11 protein-coding genes, 4 tRNA genes and 2 rRNA genes are annotated in these 17,723 nt (G+C 54.7%); 14 read left to right on the top strand and 3 right to left on the bottom strand.

Annotated elements, in window-relative coordinates; genetic code table 11:
• From QWV57_RS11005 to QWV57_RS10990, 4 genes are all read left to right on the top strand, one after another.
• A complete protein-coding gene (locus QWV57_RS11005; protein WP_164832333.1) occupies positions 1–156 on the top strand; it encodes a hypothetical protein in 156 nt (51 codons plus the stop codon).
• Positions 157–171: 15 nt separating this feature from the next.
• Complete coding sequence (locus tag QWV57_RS11000) at positions 172–726, top strand: glycerol-3-phosphate responsive antiterminator (protein WP_020755754.1); 555 nt, start codon at positions 172–174, stop codon at positions 724–726.
• A 159-nt stretch (positions 727–885) separates the two neighbouring features.
• Complete coding sequence (locus tag QWV57_RS10995; protein ID WP_301099912.1) at positions 886–2,544, top strand: glycerol-3-phosphate dehydrogenase/oxidase; 1,659 nt, start codon at positions 886–888, stop codon at positions 2,542–2,544.
• A 108-nt stretch (positions 2,545–2,652) separates the two neighbouring features.
• The gene (locus QWV57_RS10990) at positions 2,653–4,839 is read left to right on the top strand and encodes an alpha-galactosidase (RefSeq protein ID WP_301099911.1); all 2,187 of its coding nucleotides are present in this window, start codon (positions 2,653–2,655) and stop codon (positions 4,837–4,839) included.
• Between the two features lie 64 nt (positions 4,840–4,903).
• Here QWV57_RS10990 and QWV57_RS10985 read toward each other — a convergent pair whose 3' ends face one another.
• Entirely contained in the window at positions 4,904–5,686 is a 783-nt protein-coding gene (locus QWV57_RS10985; RefSeq protein WP_081132678.1) for an EcsC family protein, read from the bottom strand.
• Between the two features lie 141 nt (positions 5,687–5,827).
• Between QWV57_RS10985 and QWV57_RS10980 the strand changes: the two genes are divergently transcribed.
• Genes QWV57_RS10980 through QWV57_RS10965 form a run of 4 tightly spaced genes read left to right on the top strand, consistent with a single transcriptional unit; the run spans position 5,828 to position 10,604 of the window.
• Positions 5,828–7,012, top strand: coding sequence for a galactokinase (locus tag QWV57_RS10980; protein ID WP_129447304.1), 1,185 nt, complete (start codon positions 5,828–5,830; stop codon positions 7,010–7,012).
• Complete coding sequence (galE, locus tag QWV57_RS10975; RefSeq protein ID WP_020756378.1) at positions 7,009–7,995, top strand: UDP-glucose 4-epimerase GalE; 987 nt, start codon at positions 7,009–7,011, stop codon at positions 7,993–7,995. The genes QWV57_RS10980 and galE overlap by 4 nt, the downstream gene beginning before the upstream one ends.
• 3 nt (positions 7,996–7,998) lie before the next feature.
• Positions 7,999–9,525, top strand: a complete 1,527-nt coding sequence (gene galT / locus QWV57_RS10970; RefSeq protein ID WP_129447305.1) for a UDP-glucose--hexose-1-phosphate uridylyltransferase — start codon at positions 7,999–8,001, stop codon at positions 9,523–9,525.
• 56 nt (positions 9,526–9,581) lie between these two features.
• A complete protein-coding gene (locus QWV57_RS10965) occupies positions 9,582–10,604 on the top strand; it encodes a LacI family DNA-binding transcriptional regulator (RefSeq protein ID WP_020756380.1) in 1,023 nt (340 codons plus the stop codon).
• A 16-nt stretch (positions 10,605–10,620) separates the two neighbouring features.
• Here QWV57_RS10965 and QWV57_RS10960 read toward each other — a convergent pair whose 3' ends face one another.
• Positions 10,621–11,064: an Hsp20/alpha crystallin family protein gene (locus tag QWV57_RS10960; RefSeq protein ID WP_033006456.1), complete on the bottom strand. Its 444-nt coding sequence runs from the start codon at positions 11,062–11,064 to the stop codon at positions 10,621–10,623.
• Positions 11,065–11,128: 64 nt separating this feature from the next.
• Positions 11,129–11,419, bottom strand: coding sequence for a protein YoyC (gene yoyC / locus QWV57_RS10955; protein ID WP_081212822.1), 291 nt, complete (start codon positions 11,417–11,419; stop codon positions 11,129–11,131).
• A gap of 576 nt (positions 11,420–11,995) precedes the next feature.
• Here yoyC and QWV57_RS10950 point away from each other — a divergent pair.
• From QWV57_RS10950 to QWV57_RS10925, 6 genes are all read left to right on the top strand, one after another.
• Positions 11,996–13,554, top strand: a 16S ribosomal RNA gene (locus tag QWV57_RS10950).
• Positions 13,555–13,816: 262 nt separating this feature from the next.
• Positions 13,817–16,745 (top strand): 23S ribosomal RNA (locus QWV57_RS10945).
• The 16S and 23S rRNA genes sit together here with 4 tRNA genes alongside, the layout of an rRNA operon.
• Before the next feature lie 56 nt (positions 16,746–16,801).
• Positions 16,802–16,873, top strand: a tRNA-Gly gene (locus tag QWV57_RS10940).
• Positions 16,874–16,883: 10 nt separating this feature from the next.
• Positions 16,884–16,957 (top strand) — tRNA-Arg (locus QWV57_RS10935).
• A gap of 102 nt (positions 16,958–17,059) precedes the next feature.
• Positions 17,060–17,130, top strand: a tRNA-Gly gene (locus QWV57_RS10930).
• A gap of 327 nt (positions 17,131–17,457) precedes the next feature.
• Positions 17,458–17,534, top strand: a tRNA-Arg gene (locus QWV57_RS10925).
• Positions 17,535–17,723 lie beyond the last annotated feature (189 nt).

Here is a 17,723-nt window from a genome sequence, read left to right as displayed (position 1 = left end):
ATGGGACATTCCCATGGCGAAGAGACGGCAGGCAAAAAAGCGATTCATCACGTCGTCGAGAAGTTCCGCAAGCGCGGGGTGAAAATCGCGACATGCAAACCGCGGACGATGATGTCACTGTCATGCTTAGATGAGATCGACAAAATGAGAGGATGAATCGAAGAAAAGAAAATGGAAGCGAAACAGCGCATCATTCCGGCCATTAAAACGATGAAGCAATTTGACGCCTTTTTGTCAAGCGGTTACACGGTCGGCGTGTTGCTTGAGGTGCATATTGCCCAGTTAAAAAGCATCTTTGCCTATGCGCGCCGGCATGGCAAGGAGTTGATCATTCACGTCGACTTGGTGCAAGGGCTGAGCCATGATGAACATGCGGCGGAATACCTTTGCCAAGAGTTCCGCCCGCATGGCCTCATTTCCACGAAAGCGGGCGTCATTATGAAGGCGCGGCAAAAACGAGTCTTGGCCGTGCAACGCATCTTTTTGCTCGATTCTCATGCGTTGGAGAAAAGCTATCAGCTGATCGCCAAAACGAATCCGGACTGCATCGAAGTCATCCCGGGCGCCATGCCGCACATCATCCGCGAAGTGAAAGAACGGACGGGAAAACCGATTTACGCCGGCGGCCTCATCCGCACGGTCGACGATGTCGAGCGGGCGCTGGAAGCCGGCGCGGCATCGGTGACGACGTCAAATGAAACGCTTTGGCGCCACTACAATGGATAATGCGTTGAGCTGGTCAAATCGGCCGCCGTCTGCTACAATAAAGGTAACAAGTTAATCATCAGTCAGGAGACAAGGAGAGACCACGCATGCATGGTAGGCGTCATGCTTATCGTGTTTGCAATGGTCTCTTTTTGTCTTTTTCAAAAGGAGGAATCATGCATGACGTTCTCAAGCAAACAGCGGAGCGATGTTCTTCAAACGATGAGCGAAAAACAATATGATCTTCTCGTCATCGGCGGGGGGATCACCGGCTCTGGCATCGCCCTTGATGCCATCTCGCGCGGCATGACGGTCGCGCTTGTCGAGATGCAAGATTTCGCCGCCGGCACGTCAAGCCGGTCGACGAAGCTTGTTCACGGCGGCTTGCGCTACTTAAAGCAGTTCGAGGTGAAGCTTGTCGCGGAAGTCGGGCGCGAACGGGCGATTGTGTATGAAAACGGCCCGCACGTCACCACACCGGAGTGGATGCTGCTGCCCATTTACCGCGGCGGAACGTTCGGCAAGTGGAGCACGTCGATCGGCCTTTGGTTGTATGACCGGCTGGCCGGCGTCAAGCAAAGCGAGCGGCGCACGATGCTTAATGCCCGGCAGACGTTGGAAAAAGAGCCGCTCTTAAAGCGCGACGGCCTGATTGGCGGCGGCTATTACGTCGAGTATCGGACCGACGATGCCCGCTTGACGATCGAGGTGGTCAAAAAAGCGGTCGAGCTTGGCGTCGACGCCGTCAACTACGTCAAAGCCGAACAGTTTTTATACGACGAGCGCGGCCGCATCACCGGCGCCCGCTGCCGCGACATGATCGGCGGACGAGTGTATGACATCCGCGCCAAAAAAGTCGTCAATGCTGCTGGACCATGGGTTGATGCGCTGCGCGACAAAGACGGTTCGAAAACCGGCAAACGCCTCCAACTGACCAAAGGCGTCCACATCGTCATCGACCAAAAGCGGTTTCCGCTCAAGCAAGCCGTTTATTTTGACACCCCGGACGGCCGGATGGTGTTTGCCATTCCCCGCGACGGGAAAACGTATGTCGGCACGACCGATACATTTTATGACGATGATCCCGCTCATCCGGCCATGACCGAAGAAGACCGTGATTACTTATTGCAAGCGATTCACTACATGTTCCCGTCTGTCGGCGTCACTGCCGACGATGTCGAGTCGAGTTGGGCCGGCGTCCGCCCGCTCATCTATGAAGAAGGGAAAGACCCATCGGAAATTTCCCGCAAAGACGAGATTTGGACATCGCCATCCGGCCTCATTACGATCGCTGGCGGCAAACTGACCGGCTACCGGAAAATGGCGGAAACCGTCGTCGACCTCGTCGCCAAACAATTGGAAAAAGAAGAGGGAAACACGTTCCGCCCGTGCCAAACGAAACAGCTGCCAATTTCCGGCGGTGATGTCGGCGGCTCGCACCGGCTGCCGGTCTTCATCGCCGAAAAGGCGAAGGAAGCGGCGCGCTATGGGCTGACAGAAGAACAAGGGGCGCGGCTGGCAAAACAGTACGGCACAAATGTCGACCGCCTCTTTGCCTTAAGCAACGAGTACGACCGCTCGTCCGGCTTAACGCGCGAAACGTTCGTCCGCCTCGTCTACGCCATCGAGGAAGAAATGGCGGTCAAACCAGTCGACTACTTCATCCGCCGCACCGGAGCGCTGTTGTTTGATATTGATTCGGTCCGGCGTGAGAAAGAGGCGGTTGTTGCGTTTATGGCGCGGTATTTTGGGTGGACCGAGGAAGAGCGGGACATGTATGGGAAGGAACTCGATCAGGAACTGCGGCGTGCTGTGTTGGCGGAGGAAGGAGAGGAGTGAATGATCCTTTGAAGGAAATGATGAGCGCCTGAATCCAGGGCGCTTTTTTGATGGATTTTTTCGTAAAAATTAAGTAAAATTTAAACAAAAACAAAGCGGGGGAAGAGAATGTCAGTTGCATACAATCCGCAAACGAAGCAGTTTCATTTGCGGGCGGGAAAGGCGAGCTACGTGATGCAGCTTTTCCGCTCCGGCTATTTGGCGCATGTCTATTGGGGAAAAGCGGTGCGCGATGTTCGAGGCGCGCGGGCGTTTCCGCGGCTCGATCGCGCGTTTTCCCCTAACCCCGACCCATCCGACCGCACGTTTTCGCTCGATACGCTGCCACAAGAATATCCAGCCTATGGGAATACCGATTTCCGGGCTCCGGCGTATCAAGTGCAGCTTGAGAATGGCTCGACCGTGACCGATTTGCGCTACAAAACGCATCGCATTTTCAAGGGGAAGCCAAAGCTTGATGGGCTTCCGGCGACGTATGTTGAGCACGAACAAGAAGCGGAGACGCTTGAAATGGTTCTTGAAGATGCGCTGATTGGCCTAGAGGTCACGCTGCAGTATACGGCGTATGAAAAATGGAACGTCATCACGCGCGCGGCCCGTTTTGAAAACAAAGGCGGCGAGCGGTTGAAACTGCTGCGTGCGCTCAGTATGAGCGTTGATTTCCCAACTGCTGACTATGATTGGATCCATCTCCCCGGAGCGTGGGGGCGCGAGCGCTGGATCGAGCGGCTCCCGCTTCTGACCGGCGTGCAAGCGGCGGAAAGCCGCCGCGGCGCGAGCAGCCACCAACAAAACCCGTTTATTGCGCTCGCTGCCAAAAACGCCGATGAACACCAAGGCGAAGTGTACGGGTTCAGCTTGGTGTACAGCGGCAATTTCCTCGCCCAAATCGAGGTGGACCAGTTCCGCACTGCCCGCGTCTCGATGGGCATCAATCCGTTTGATTTTACGTGGCTATTGGAACCGGGCGAGTCGTTCCAAACGCCGGAAGTCGTTATGGTCTACTCCGATCAAGGGTTAAACGGAATGTCGCAAACGTACCACGAACTGTACCGCACCCGCCTAGCGCGCGGCGCGTTCCGCGACCGCGAACGTCCGATCTTGATCAATAACTGGGAAGCAACGTATTTTGACTTCAAAGAGGAAAAGATGATGAATATCGCCCGAACGGCGGCGGAGCTTGGCATCGAACTGGTTGTGCTGGACGACGGCTGGTTTGGCGAGCGCGATGACGACCGCCGTTCGCTCGGCGATTGGATCGTCAACCGGCGCAAGCTTCCAAACGGCTTGGACGGGCTGGCAAAACAAATAAACGAACTTGGACTCCAGTTCGGCTTATGGGTCGAACCGGAAATGGTGTCGCCAAACAGCGAACTGTACCGGAAACATCCCGACTGGTGCCTCCATGTGCCCAACCGCCCGCGCTCTGAAGGACGGAACCAGCTTGTGCTCGATTATTCCCGCCAAGACGTGTGCGACTATATGATTGAAACGATCTCGAACGTGCTTGCGAGCGCCCCCATCACTTATGTGAAATGGGACATGAACCGCCATATGACGGAAATCGGTTCGGCCGCCCTGCCGCCCGAGCGCCAGCGCGAAACGGCGCACCGCTATATGCTTGGGCTCTATCGGGTGATGGACGAGATCACCTCGCGCTTTCCGCACATTTTGTTTGAAAGCTGTTCGGGAGGCGGAGGGCGGTTTGACCCGGGGATTCTCTATTATATGCCGCAAACATGGACGAGCGACAACACTGACGCTGTCTCGCGCCTGAAAATCCAGTACGGTACAAGCCTCGTTTACCCAGTGAGCGCCATGGGCGCCCACGTCTCGGCCGTGCCGAACCACCAAGTCGGGCGGGTGACGTCGCTCAAGACGCGCGGTCATGTCGCGATGTCAGGCAACTTCGGCTATGAGCTCGATATCACGAAATTGACGGAAACAGAAAAACAAATCATCAAGGAACAAGTCGCGTTTTACAAAGATGTGCGCCGCCTCGTCCAGTTCGGCACGTTTTATCGGCTGCTCAGCCCGTTTGAAGGCAACGAGGCGGCGTGGATGTTCGTCTCGGAAGATCAGTCGGAAGCGCTCGTCGCCTACTTCCGTGTTCTGGCGGAAGCGAACGCGCCGCTGTCATACTTGCGGCTCAAAGGGCTTGACCCGAATCAAGACTATGAAATCGAAGGCCTTGGCGTCTACGGCGGCGACGAGCTGATGTATGCCGGAGTGGCCTTGCCGCACCGCTTGGGCGATTTTATCAGCATGATGTGGCGATTGAAAGCCGTTCGATGATAGGGGGAATGATGCGGCCTGAGCGGATGCATCAGCGCGAAACAAACGAATCGAACCCGGCATGTTAGATGCCGGGTTCAAACTGTTTGAGCTTCTCGATGATGCGCCGCTTCCGATAAAGCATCTTCCCGGTTTCGGCGATGTCTTCCATAAACGATTTGTTAAACAGCGAACCGAAAATGACGCCGATGATCGGCACGGCTTGAAACAGCTTTTTCCATCCGTACTGGTCGCGGAACGTCATCATCACTTCCCGCCATCCTTGCAGTTCGGAAAAGACGCGCCCGCGTTCATGGGAGAACGACGAAAGTTCGTCCAAAATCGCTTTTTTCCCGACGATGTCCGCCGCGGCAAACTGCAGGCATTTGACGACAAACACGCGCTCCTCTTTTTCCTTCGGGTCATATCCGTACACGATGGCGATCTCTTGCAGCGTTTTCAGCGCTAAGCCGAGAAGCGCTGGGATGTCCACCGCCAGCGTCAGCGCCCCGCCCATTCCAGTCGCCGCCCCTTGCAGCTGGGCGAACGTGACGCGCGCATCGATCAACTCGTCGCAAACGCGGTCCATCGTCTCGAGCGGCAAGTGCGGCACTTCGGCCAACGACGATACGCCAAGCTTGTCCAATACCTTTCCTTCATTCACCAAATATTGCCCGCCGCTTTGAATATAGCTGCCCAATTCATCAAGCAGCTGCCCGAGTTTTCGATGGATGATTTTGGGGGTCAGTTTATCGAGCACTTGAAATGGCAAGCGGCCGAGCTTTTCCCAAAACCATAGGTCTTTTTGGGAGTGTTCCCAGTGGGTGATGGTTTGGAGTTCTTGTTTCAACATCTGTCGCGTTTCCATCTCCGCTCCGCCTCCTTCCTATATTAAGGTGAATAAATGTTCAAACGATTATACGTATTAAAAAAGATTTCGTTTCGCCGTTGATCTTTAGTAAAATATTAAGTAAAATATTTACTATAAAGACTTGAAGGAGGCCCTTCCATGATCCCTACCTTAAAACAGCAATTTATCGAACTTTTCGGCGGCTTGGGCGAAGGCATCCGCACCTTTTTCGCCCCCGGCCGCGTCAATTTGATCGGTGAGCATACGGATTACAACGGCGGGCATGTGCTGCCGTGCGCGCTCGAGATCGGCACGTATGCGCTTGTCCGGCAAACGGATGAGCCGTTTGTCCGCCTTTACTCCCAAAACTTCCCGGAAACGGGAGTGATCACGGTCTCTTACGATGACTTGTCATACCGGAGCGAGCACGGCTGGGCGAATTACCCGAAAGGGATCTTGGCTGCGTTTCAAGCGTTACGTCCGCTTGAGACCGGATTGGACATTTTGTATTATGGAACGATCCCGAACGGCGCAGGACTGTCGTCATCCGCGTCGATTGAGCTCGTGACCGCGGTCATGCTCAACGAACTGTTCAGGCGCGGGCTTGACCAACTAGAACTTGTGAAAATGAGCCAAACCGTAGAAAATAAATACGTTGGCGTCAATTGCGGCATTATGGATCAGTTCGCCGTCGGCATGGGGAAACAAGATTGCGCCATCCTGTTAAACTGCCAGACGCTCGAGTACCGCTATTTGCCGCTCGTGCTCAACGATTGTTCGATTGTCATCGCGAACACAAACAAAAAGCGCGGCCTGGCGAACTCGGCGTACAACGAGCGGCGGGCGACGTGCGAGGCGGCTCTTGCGAAGCTGCAAAGCGTGCGGAACATCGCCTCGCTCGGCGAGCTGACAAGCGCGGAACTGGCCCGTTATGCACATCTTCTTTCCCCGCTTGAACAAAAACGGGCCCGCCATGCGGTGACGGAAAACGAGCGGACGCTTGAAGCCGCCCGGGCGCTTGAGCGCGGGGATCTCGTCCGCTTTGGCGAGTTGATGAAACAGTCACATTTGTCGCTGCGCAATGATTACGAAGTGACAGGCGTTGAACTCGACACGCTCGTTGAAGCGGCATGGTCGCACGAAGGAACGGTCGGGGCGCGCATGACTGGGGCAGGATTCGGCGGCTGCACGGTGAACATTGTGAAAAAGGCATGCGTTCAAGATTTCATTGAACGGGTCGGAAACGCGTATGCCGAAAAAATCGGTTATGAAGCAAGCTTTTATGTCGTTGAAGTTGGTGACGGGGCGAGAGAACTCACGGGACTGGAGGAGATGAGCCGATGATTTTGGTTTGCGGAGGGGCAGGGTATATCGGCAGCCATGCGGTGTACCGTCTGCTTGAAAAAGGGGAGCGCGTGGTCGTGGTGGATAACTTGCAGACGGGGCACCGGGAGGCGGTTCACCCTGATGCGGTGTTTTGCCAAGGCGATATTCGCGACCGCGATTTTTTGCGCGAGGTGTTTCGCCAGCACGACATTGAGGCGGTCATTCATTTTGCGGCGAACTCATTGGTCGGCGAAAGCATGGAAGAGCCGCTGAAATATTACGACAACAATGTGTACGGCACACAAGTGTTGCTTGAAGTGATGAAGGAATTTGGCGTCAAGCAAATCGTCTTTTCTTCAACTGCCGCGGTGTATGGGGAGCCGAAACAAATCCCGATCGTCGAAACCGACCCGACGGAACCGACGAACGCGTATGGAGAAACGAAGCTGGCGATGGAAAAAATGATGAAATGGGCGGACCGCGCCTATGGCATCCGCTCGATTTCGCTCCGCTACTTTAATGTCGCCGGGGCGTACGGCACGACAATCGGTGAGGACCACAACCCGGAGACGCATCTGATTCCATTGATTTTAAAAGTGCCGCTTGGCCAGCGCGAGGAAATCTACATTTTCGGCGATGACTACGACACGCCCGACGGCACGTGCATCCGCGACTACATTCATGTGCTTGATCTCGTCGATGCCCATTGGCTGGCGCTCGAGAAATTACGGAGCGGGGCAGACAGCGATGTATACAATTTAGGCAACGGCAACGGCTTCAGCGTCAAAGAAGTGATCGAAGCGGCGCGGCAAGTGACCGGACACCCGATCCCTGCCCGCGTCGTGGCGCGGCGGCCGGGCGACCCGGCGCGGCTTGTCGCTTCATCGGAAAAAGCAAAGCGCGAGCTCGGCTGGGAGCCGAAATACTTGTCCATTACGGATATCGTCGCCTCGGCGTGGGAGTGGCACAAAGCGCGGCCAAACGGCTATCGGGGTGTGTGAGCGATGGAACGAATTTGGACGGCGATTGAACAACTGATCCGTTATGCCGAGCAACGCGGCCTTTTAGCGCCGGAAGATGTGGTGTACGCGCGCAACCGCCTGCTGGCAACGCTCCGACTCACGGAATGGCAGCCGGCCGAGGTCAAGGACGTTCCCTTGGCCTCGCCGGCCCCGGTATTGGACGCTATGATTGATTGGGCGTATGAACAAGGATTGTTGGAAACGAATACCACGACCGAGCGCGATATATGGGATGCGAGACTGATGGACTGCGTCATGCCGCGGCCGTCGGAAGTGATCCGCGCCTTTTACGAGCGGTACCGCCGCAGCCCGCAGGAGGCGACGGACTGGTTTTATTCGTTGAGCCAAGCGTCCAATTACATTCAAACGGCGCGCATCGCCAACAATCAGCACTGGAAAGTGTCAACCATCTATGGAGAATTGGATATCACCATTAACTTGGCGAAGCCGGAAAAAGACCCGAAGGAAATCGCCAAATTAAAAGAGATGCCGTCATCCTCGTATCCAAAATGTGTATTATGCAAAGAAAACGAAGGGTATGAAGGAACGTGGCGTCATCCCGCCCGTTCCAATCACCGTGTCATCCCGATCACGTTATTGGATGAACAGTGGTATTTCCAATATTCTCCCTACGTGTACTATCATGAACATTGCATCGTCTTTTCCGCCGAACATGTGCCGATGAAAATGGAGCGGAAGACGCTTGAGCGCTTGCTCGATTTCGTCGAAAAGTTCCCGCACTATTTCATTGGCTCGAACGCCGACTTGCCGATTGTCGGCGGCTCGATTTTAGTGCATGACCATTTCCAAGGAGGGCGTTATCCGTTTGCGATGGAAAAGGCGGAGATCGAAGAGTGTATCCCGCTGCCATCGTTTCCGTCGGTCACAGCCGGCATTGTGCGCTGGCCGATGTCCGTCATCCGTTTGACTGGACCAAAAGAGGACGTGTTGGATGCGGCTGCCTTTTTGTATGAAACATGGCGGACGTACAGCGACCCAAGCGTCGAGATTATGGCCTACAGCGGCGATGTTCCGCACAACACGATCACCCCGATCGCCCGGCGGTGCGGCGATTTGTTTGAGTTGGACATCGTGTTGCGCAACAACCGGACGTCAGCGGAACATCCGTACGGCATTTTCCATCCGCATGAAGAATTGCATCATATTAAAAAAGAAAATATCGGCTTGATCGAAGTGATGGGGCTGGCGGTGCTGCCGGCACGGCTTGCCGTGGAACTGGAGACGCTGGCCGATTATCTCGTGCATCGGACAAAAAAAGAAGACTGGGACGAGTCGATGCATAAACATTGGGATTGGTGCGAAGCCATTCACTCGGCCTATCCGGACATCACGAAGGACAACGTCCATGACATTTTGCGGCACGAAGTCGGACAACGGTTTGTGACCGTGTTGGAACATGCCGGGGTGTTTAAGCGGGACAAGCGAGGGAAGGATGCGTTTCGCCGCTTTCTGCAGCACGCTGTGGAGCGCATGTCGTCTCTTGTTTAAATGCGGCGAAAAAACGCGTTTCATATGAAACATAAGGAAGGGATCGCAAACAGACGATGGCTACGTTAAAAGAAATCGCGGAAAAAGTCGGCGTTTCGGTCGCGACGGTGTCGCGCGTGCTTAATTACGATGCAACGCTGTCCGTTTCCGATGAAACGAGAAGGCGCATTTTTGAAGTCGCCCAAGAGCTGAACTACAAAACATTGCGGGAGCGAAGCCAGCAAGCGCGCGAATCGTTTCGCTTCGGGCTCATTCACTGGTATTCGGAGCGCCAGGAAATCGATGACCCGTATTATATGGCGATTCGCCTCGGAGTGGAAAAAGAGTGTTTTGACCGCGGCATCGAACTCGTCAAATTGTTTAAACAAAACGGTGCCTATCCGATTGAACGGATGGAGGCGCTCGATGGCATCATCGCTGTCGGAAAATTCGGGCCGAAGGAAGTCGAGGTTTTTGCCGCCGGGGCCAAACAAATTGTGTTTGTCGACTGTTCGCCTGATGAGCATCGGTTTGATTCAGTCGTCATCGACTTGCGTCAAGCGACGGTGACAGTGCTTGATTATTTGCTTCGGTTGGGGCATACGAAAATTGGTTATATCGGCGGCCGTGAATATGTCGACGAGGAAACGCCGATCCGCGATGAGCGCGAAGCGGCGTTTTACGAATATTTGTATGTCAAAGGGCTGTATGATTCCCGCTATGTATGGATCGGTGCCTTCACGGCTGAAGATGGCTATCGGCTGATGAAAGAGGCTGTTTCAGGCGGCGACTTGCCGACGGCGTTTTTCATTGCCAGCGACTCGATGGCGATCGGCGCCCTGCGTGCGCTGCATGAAGCCGGGATCGCTGTTCCGGAAGAGGCGGCGATTGTCGGATTCAATGATATTCCGACGGCAGCATTTCTTCACCCGCCGCTTTCGACGGTGAAAGTATACACAGAATTTATGGGTGAAACAGCGGTTGAGCTGCTCATCGAACGGTTGACGACGAAACGAGCGATTTGCAAAAAGGTCGTCGTGCCGACAGAGCTCGTCATCCGCTCAAGCAGCGAGGGCAACGAAAAGGGGAGCGGTCGATAAGCCGCTCCCTTCCGCATTAATGGAACTCGATATCAACGCGTTTTTTCGTTCCTGTCGTTGTTTTCGGGATATGAATGTCAAGCACACCGTTTTTGTACGTCGCGCGAATGTTTTCCGTCGCCGCATCCGCCGGCAGGGTGATCGAACGCTGGAAGCGACCAAAGAAGCGTTCGCGCCGGTGCATATGTTCTTCTCTTACATCGTGGTGGCGTTGAATCGTGCCGCTGATGGTCAACATGTTGTTCTGCACGTCAATGTGCACATCCTCTTTCCGCTCCAGCCCCGGTAAATCGCACGAAACGACGTATTCGTTGGCCGTTTCATGCATGTCGATGCGCGGCATCCAGTGCTGCTCATCCATATGAGTGAACAGCGATGGAAAATCACTAGCAAAAAAGCGGTTCATATCCCGGCGAATCGATTCCAAGTGCCGGAACGGGTCATACGGAATTAACGCCATAACTGCCATCCTCCTTAACAAGAAATGTTTGTTCGCTCAGTAGTGTGAACCGAATTCGTCTGTTTTATGTATGATTGGCTTGCAATTGTTCCATCACCGTCAAATACGCTTGAATGAGTGCTACTTTCATGCCATCCGGCAAGTCAGAAGCGGCCACCCGCTTAACGGCGTAATAAAACTTCACTTCGGACGATTGCCGCACGCGCGGATGCGTCCATTCATCGCGCAGCTCTTGCCTTATCGTTTCATACAAAAGAGTTTGGCTTTCTTGTTCATCAAGCGGTCCGGTCGTCAGCGATCGGTTCGGCCAAAGGCGGCGGTAGCCGTCAAGCAGTGCAGAAAATGGATAGGTCACGGCTGCTTCCCTCCTTAAAAAATATACATAGCGATCCTCGAGGTCTGCTCCTTGCAACATATTCTTTTTAAGAAATTATATCATACAGCAGTCGAAGCGATTCGGGAGGCCAAGTCGAATGTAGATAGTGGGGGCTGGTTTCGTTTGCTGTCGTTGTAAGGCAGTCGAACCGTGGGACGCACGAGGATGGATTGGTTGACAGCCTGCCGTGGGGCGGGTGTTCCCAAAAATCTCCCACCTCTAAGCGTTAGCGTAGGTGGGAGAGCGTTCAACCTAAAAAAGTAGTTGACATAAGGTGAGATAGTGTATAAAATAAAAATCGCGCTTCGACGGAATGTCGGAGTGCAACGATCGAACAATCATGAAATAAAAAAACTATTGACAAATAGTTAACACTGCGTATAATGAATAATTGCCGCGACGAAATGAACGCGGTAATAATTAGAAGAGAATCAGTAGTTGACATTTTTGAAAGATTGTTTATAATAGTAACTGTCGTTCCTTGAAAACTGAACGAAACGAAGCGCGACGAAAAGCGGAGGTCCGCATGGGCCGAAGCAAAAGCCAATCAACTTTCTTTTGGAGAGTTTGATCCTGGCTCAGGACGAACGCTGGCGGCGTGCCTAATACATGCAAGTCGAGCGGACCGGATTGGGGCTTGCCTTGATTCGGTCAGCGGCGGACGGGTGAGTAACACGTGGGCAACCTGCCCGCAAGACCGGGATAACTCCGGGAAACCGGAGCTAATACCGGATAACACCGAAGACCGCATGGTCTTCGGTTGAAAGGCGGCCTTTGGGCTGTCACTTGCGGATGGGCCCGCGGCGCATTAGCTAGTTGGTGAGGTAACGGCTCACCAAGGCGACGATGCGTAGCCGGCCTGAGAGGGTGACCGGCCACACTGGGACTGAGACACGGCCCAGACTCCTACGGGAGGCAGCAGTAGGGAATCTTCCGCAATGGGCGAAAGCCTGACGGAGCGACGCCGCGTGAGCGAAGAAGGCCTTCGGGTCGTAAAGCTCTGTTGTGAGGGACGAAGGAGCGCCGTTCGAAGAGGGCGGCGCGGTGACGGTACCTCACGAGAAAGCCCCGGCTAACTACGTGCCAGCAGCCGCGGTAATACGTAGGGGGCGAGCGTTGTCCGGAATTATTGGGCGTAAAGCGCGCGCAGGCGGTCTCTTAAGTCTGATGTGAAAGCCCACGGCTCAACCGTGGAGGGTCATTGGAAACTGGGGGACTTGAGGGCAGGAGAGGAGAGCGGAATTCCACGTGTAGCGGTGAAATGCGTAGAGATGTGGAGGAACACCAGTGGCGAAGGCGGCTCTCTGGCCTGCACCTGACGCTGAGGCGCGAAAGCGTGGGGAGCAAACAGGATTAGATACCCTGGTAGTCCACGCCGTAAACGATGAGTGCTAAGTGTTAGAGGGGTCACACCCTTTAGTGCTGCAGCTAACGCGATAAGCACTCCGCCTGGGGAGTACGGCCGCAAGGCTGAAACTCAAAGGAATTGACGGGGGCCCGCACAAGCGGTGGAGCATGTGGTTTAATTCGAAGCAACGCGAAGAACCTTACCAGGTCTTGACATCCCCTGACAACCCAAGAGATTGGGCGTTCCCCCTTCGGGGGGACAGGGTGACAGGTGGTGCATGGTTGTCGTCAGCTCGTGTCGTGAGATGTTGGGTTAAGTCCCGCAACGAGCGCAACCCTCGCCTCTAGTTGCCAGCATTCAGTTGGGCACTCTAGAGGGACTGCCGGCGACAAGTCGGAGGAAGGTGGGGATGACGTCAAATCATCATGCCCCTTATGACCTGGGCTACACACGTGCTACAATGGGCGGTACAAAGGGCTGCGAACCCGCGAGGGGGAGCGAATCCCAAAAAGCCGCTCTCAGTTCGGATTGCAGGCTGCAACTCGCCTGCATGAAGCCGGAATCGCTAGTAATCGCGGATCAGCATGCCGCGGTGAATACGTTCCCGGGCCTTGTACACACCGCCCGTCACACCACGAGAGCTTGCAACACCCGAAGTCGGTGAGGTAACCCGCAAGGGAGCCAGCCGCCGAAGGTGGGGCAAGTGATTGGGGTGAAGTCGTAACAAGGTAGCCGTACCGGAAGGTGCGGCTGGATCACCTCCTTTCTAAGGACGAAAAGCGGAGGCTCGCGGGTCGCCGCGATGGGCAAATGTTCTTCGCCTGCAAGGGTGCTTGCACCCGGAAGGCGAAGGTTATTTGACTCCGAGCGGCGGCGAGCCGGAGCTGGACATCAGTCGTTATTCAAAGCAAATCGCGCTTCTGTTTCGTTCAGTTTTGAGGGAACGAGTCATGTTCTCTCAATGACAAAAATCGTTCCTTGAAAACTAGATAACCGGAAACGCAAAGGAAGAAGCCGAGAGCGCTGTAGGTTAAGCTAGAAAGGGCGCACGGTGGATGCCTTGGCACTAGGAGCCGATGAAGGACGGGGCAAACGCCGAAACGCTCCGGGGAGCTGTAAGCAAGCGTTGATCCGGAGATGTCCGAATGGGGGAACCCACTGTCCGTAATGGGGCAGTATCCATGCCTGAATCCATAGGGCATGGAGGGCACACCCGGGGAACTGAAACATCTTAGTACCCGGAGGAGAAGAAAGCAAACGCGATTCCCTGAGTAGCGGCGAGCGAAACGGGAACAGCCCAAACCAAGAGGCATGTCCTCTTGGGGTTGTAGGACCGCTCATTGTGGGAGTGAGAAAGGAACGGGGTAGACGAACCGGTCTGGAACGGCCGGCCAGAGAAGGTGACAGCCCTGTAGTCGAAACTTCGTTCCCTCCCGAGCGGATCCTGAGTACGGCGGGACACGGGAAATCCCGTCGGAAGCAGGGAGGACCATCTCCCAAGGCTAAATACTCCCTAGTGACCGATAGTGCACCAGTACCGTGAGGGAAAGGTGAAAAGCACCCCGGAAGGGGAGTGAAAGAGAACCTGAAACCGTGTGCCTACAAGTAGTCAGAGCGCGTTCATGCGTGATGGCGTGCCTTTTGTAGAATGAACCGGCGAGTGACGATGGCGTGCGAGGTTAAGCCGAAGAGGCGGAGCCGCAGCGAAAGCGAGTCTGAACAGGGCGAAAAGTACGTCGTCGTCGACCCGAAACCAGGTGATCTACCCATGTCCAGGGTGAAGGCCGGGTAACACCGGCTGGAGGCCCGAACCCACGCACGTTGAAAAGTGCGGGGATGAGGTGTGGGTAGGGGTGAAATGCCAATCGAACTTGGAGATAGCTGGTTCTCCCCGAAATAGCTTTAGGGCTAGCCTCGGGATGGAGAGTGTTGGAGGTAGAGCACTGATTGGGCTAGGGGCCCTCATCGGGTTACCGAACCCAGTCAAACTCCGAATGCCAACGACTTATGCCCGGGAGTCAGACTGCGAGTGATAAGATCCGTGGTCGAGAGGGAAACAGCCCAGATCGCCAGCTAAGGCCCCAAAGTGCACGTTCAGTGGAAAAGGATGTGGAGTTGCAAAGACAACCAGGATGTTGGCTTAGAAGCAGCCACCATTTAAAGAGTGCGTAATAGCTCACTGGTCGAGTGACTCTGCGCCGAAAATGTACCGGGGCTAAACGTGCCGCCGAAGCTGCGGGATGACCGTTGGTCATCGGTAGGGGAGCGTTCTAAGGGCGTTGAAGCCAGACCGGAAGGACTGGTGGAGCGCTTAGAAGTGAGAATGCCGGTATGAGTAGCGAAAACAGAGGTGAGAATCCTCTGCGCCGAAAGCCTAAGGGTTCCTGAGGAAGGTTCGTCCGCTCAGGGTTAGTCGGGACCTAAGCCGAGGCCGAAAGGCGTAGGTGATGGACAACAGGTTGAGATTCCTGTACCACCTCCTTCCCGTTTGAGCGATGGGGGGACGCAGGAGGATAGGGCGAGCAGGCGGCTGGAAGAGCCTGTCCAAGCCGCAAGGCTGATCCGTAGGCAAATCCGCGGATTGTAAGGCCAAGCGGTGATGGCGACGGAGTCATCCGGAAGTCCCCGATTTCACACTGCCAAGAAAAGCCTCTAGCGAGGGAAGAGGTGCCCGTACCGCAAACCGACACAGGTAGGCGAGGAGAGAATCCTAAGGCGCGCGGGAGAACTCTCGTTAAGGAACTCGGCAAAATGACCCCGTAACTTCGGGAGAAGGGGTGCTCGTTTGGGTGAAGAGCCCGAACGAGCCGCAGTGAAAAGGCCCAAGCGACTGTTTATCAAAAACACAGGTCTCTGCGAAGCCGAAAGGCGACGTATAGGGGCTGACACCTGCCCGGTGCTGGAAGGTTAAGGGGAGCGCTTAGCGGAAGCGAAGGTGCGAACCGAAGCCCCAGTAAACGGCGGCCGTAACTATAACGGTCCTAAGGTAGCGAAATTCCTTGTCGGGTAAGTTCCGACCCGCACGAAAGGTGTAACGACTTGGGCGCTGTCTCAACGAGAGACCCGGTGAAATTATACTACCTGTGAAGATGCAGGTTACCCGCGACAGGACGGAAAGACCCCGTGGAGCTTTACTGCAGCCTGATATGGAATTTTGGTATCGCTTGTACAGGATAGGTGGGAGCCTGGGAAGCCGGAGCGCCAGCTTCGGTGGAGGCGGCGGTGGGATACCACCCTGGCGGTATTGAAATTCTAACCCGCACCCCTTAGCGGGGTGGGAGACAGTGTCAGGCGGGCAGTTTGACTGGGGCGGTCGCCTCCCAAAAGGTAACGGAGGCGCCCAAAGGTTCCCTCAGAATGGTTGGAAATCATTCGGAGAGTGCAAAGGCACAAGGGAGCTTGACTGCGAGACGGACAGGTCGAGCAGGGACGAAAGTCGGGCTTAGTGATCCGGTGGTTCCGCATGGAAGGGCCATCGCTCAACGGATAAAAGCTACCCCGGGGATAACAGGCTGATCTCCCCCAAGAGTCCACATCGACGGGGAGGTTTGGCACCTCGATGTCGGCTCATCGCATCCTGGGGCTGTAGTCGGTCCCAAGGGTTGGGCTGTTCGCCCATTAAAGCGGTACGCGAGCTGGGTTCAGAACGTCGTGAGACAGTTCGGTCCCTATCCGTCGCGGGCGCAGGAAATTTGAGAGGAGCTGTCCTTAGTACGAGAGGACCGGGATGGACGCACCGCTGGTGTACCAGTTGTCCCGCCAGGGGCACCGCTGGGTAGCTATGTGCGGACGGGATAAGCGCTGAAAGCATCTAAGCGTGAAGCCCCCCTCAAGATGAGATTTCCCACCGCGTCAGGCGGGTAAGATCCCTCGAAGATGACGAGGTCGATAGGTCCGAGGTGGAAGCGTGGCGACACGTGGAGCTGACGGATACTAATCGATCGAGGGCTTGACCTATAAGCGGCTTCTTCCGACGGTTATCTAGTTTTGAAGGAATGAATTCTTCTCATGATGCGGAAGTAGTTCAGTGGTAGAACACCACCTTGCCAAGGTGGGGGTCGCGGGTTCGAGTCCCGTCTTCCGCTTTTCCATCATGCGCTCGTAGCTCAATTGGATAGAGCATCTGACTACGGATCAGAAGGTTAGGGGTTCGAATCCTCTCGAGCGCGTTTATTAACTAACTTCAAAAAAAGATATTGACAAAAAAAACAATTAGCGATTATATTTTTATTGCAGTCGTTTCTAAGACAAGTCCTAATGATATTGATCATGCGGGTGTAGTTTAATGGTAAAACCTCAGCTTCCCAAGCTGAAGTCGTGGGTTCGATTCCCATCACCCGCTTTCCTTTATTTTATCGTGAATATTGTGGAGTATGCTCTGTTGATGATGCTCCAGCAACTTGGCAGGATCGAGCAACGAGCAATAGCTTCTTTGGAACAACTATGAGTTGCCCCGACGCATCGGGCTTCTTCGAGTAAGCTTGTAGAGGAAGGGGCAGCGGAAATAATGAGAGTGTCGTGATTGCTATGTCCCAGTAGCTCAGGAGGATAGAGCAACGAGCAAAGGCTTCTATGAAACAGCTGCGAGTTGTCCCGACGCATCAAGCTTCCTTGAGTAGGCTTGTAGAGGAAGGGACAGCGAGGATATTGGAGTTTCCTAATGGATTGTGTCCCAGTAGCTCAGTAGGATAGAGCAGCGGCCTTCTAAGCCGTCGGTCGGGAGTTCGAGTCTCTCCTGGGACGCCATTTCCATACGAAAAGAACGCGCAAAAGGGCGCTGGAACGAAGTTCCCTGATCGCTAAGTCTATGTGCGAGAGGGGAATTTTTTATTTGGCTAGGGAGCAGACAGCAAGGGATATGGGAGTGTTCTTATTGATGATGTTCCAGTAGCTCAGTAGGATAGAGCAACGAGCAAAGGCTTCTATGAAAAGGCT

Origin of the sequence: Geobacillus zalihae, from assembly GCF_030414215.1 — a bacterium.
GTDB lineage: Bacteria > Bacillota > Bacilli > Bacillales > Anoxybacillaceae > Geobacillus > Geobacillus zalihae.
Note: the sequence above shows the minus strand (reverse complement) of the source record. Positions and strands in the feature narration are given on the sequence as shown.

Bases quoted from the DNA above. Each gene is read 5' to 3' on its own strand.
- QWV57_RS10960 (WP_033006456.1), bottom strand. From the start codon at position 11,064: ATGGCGTTAATTCCGTATGACCCGTTCCGGCACTTGGAATCGATTCGC.
- QWV57_RS11005 (WP_164832333.1), top strand. From the start codon at position 1: ATGGGACATTCCCATGGCGAAGAGACGGCAGGCAAAAAAGCGATTCAT.
- galE (WP_020756378.1), top strand. From the start codon at position 7,009: ATGATTTTGGTTTGCGGAGGGGCAGGGTATATCGGCAGCCATGCGGTG.
- QWV57_RS10995 (WP_301099912.1), top strand. From the start codon at position 886: ATGACGTTCTCAAGCAAACAGCGGAGCGATGTTCTTCAAACGATGAGC.
- QWV57_RS10965 (WP_020756380.1), top strand. From the start codon at position 9,582: ATGGCTACGTTAAAAGAAATCGCGGAAAAAGTCGGCGTTTCGGTCGCG.
- galT (WP_129447305.1), top strand. From the start codon at position 7,999: ATGGAACGAATTTGGACGGCGATTGAACAACTGATCCGTTATGCCGAG.
- QWV57_RS11000 (WP_020755754.1), top strand. From the start codon at position 172: ATGGAAGCGAAACAGCGCATCATTCCGGCCATTAAAACGATGAAGCAA.
- QWV57_RS10980 (WP_129447304.1), top strand. From the start codon at position 5,828: ATGATCCCTACCTTAAAACAGCAATTTATCGAACTTTTCGGCGGCTTG.
- QWV57_RS10985 (WP_081132678.1), bottom strand. From the start codon at position 5,686: ATGGAAACGCGACAGATGTTGAAACAAGAACTCCAAACCATCACCCAC.
- QWV57_RS10990 (WP_301099911.1), top strand. From the start codon at position 2,653: ATGTCAGTTGCATACAATCCGCAAACGAAGCAGTTTCATTTGCGGGCG.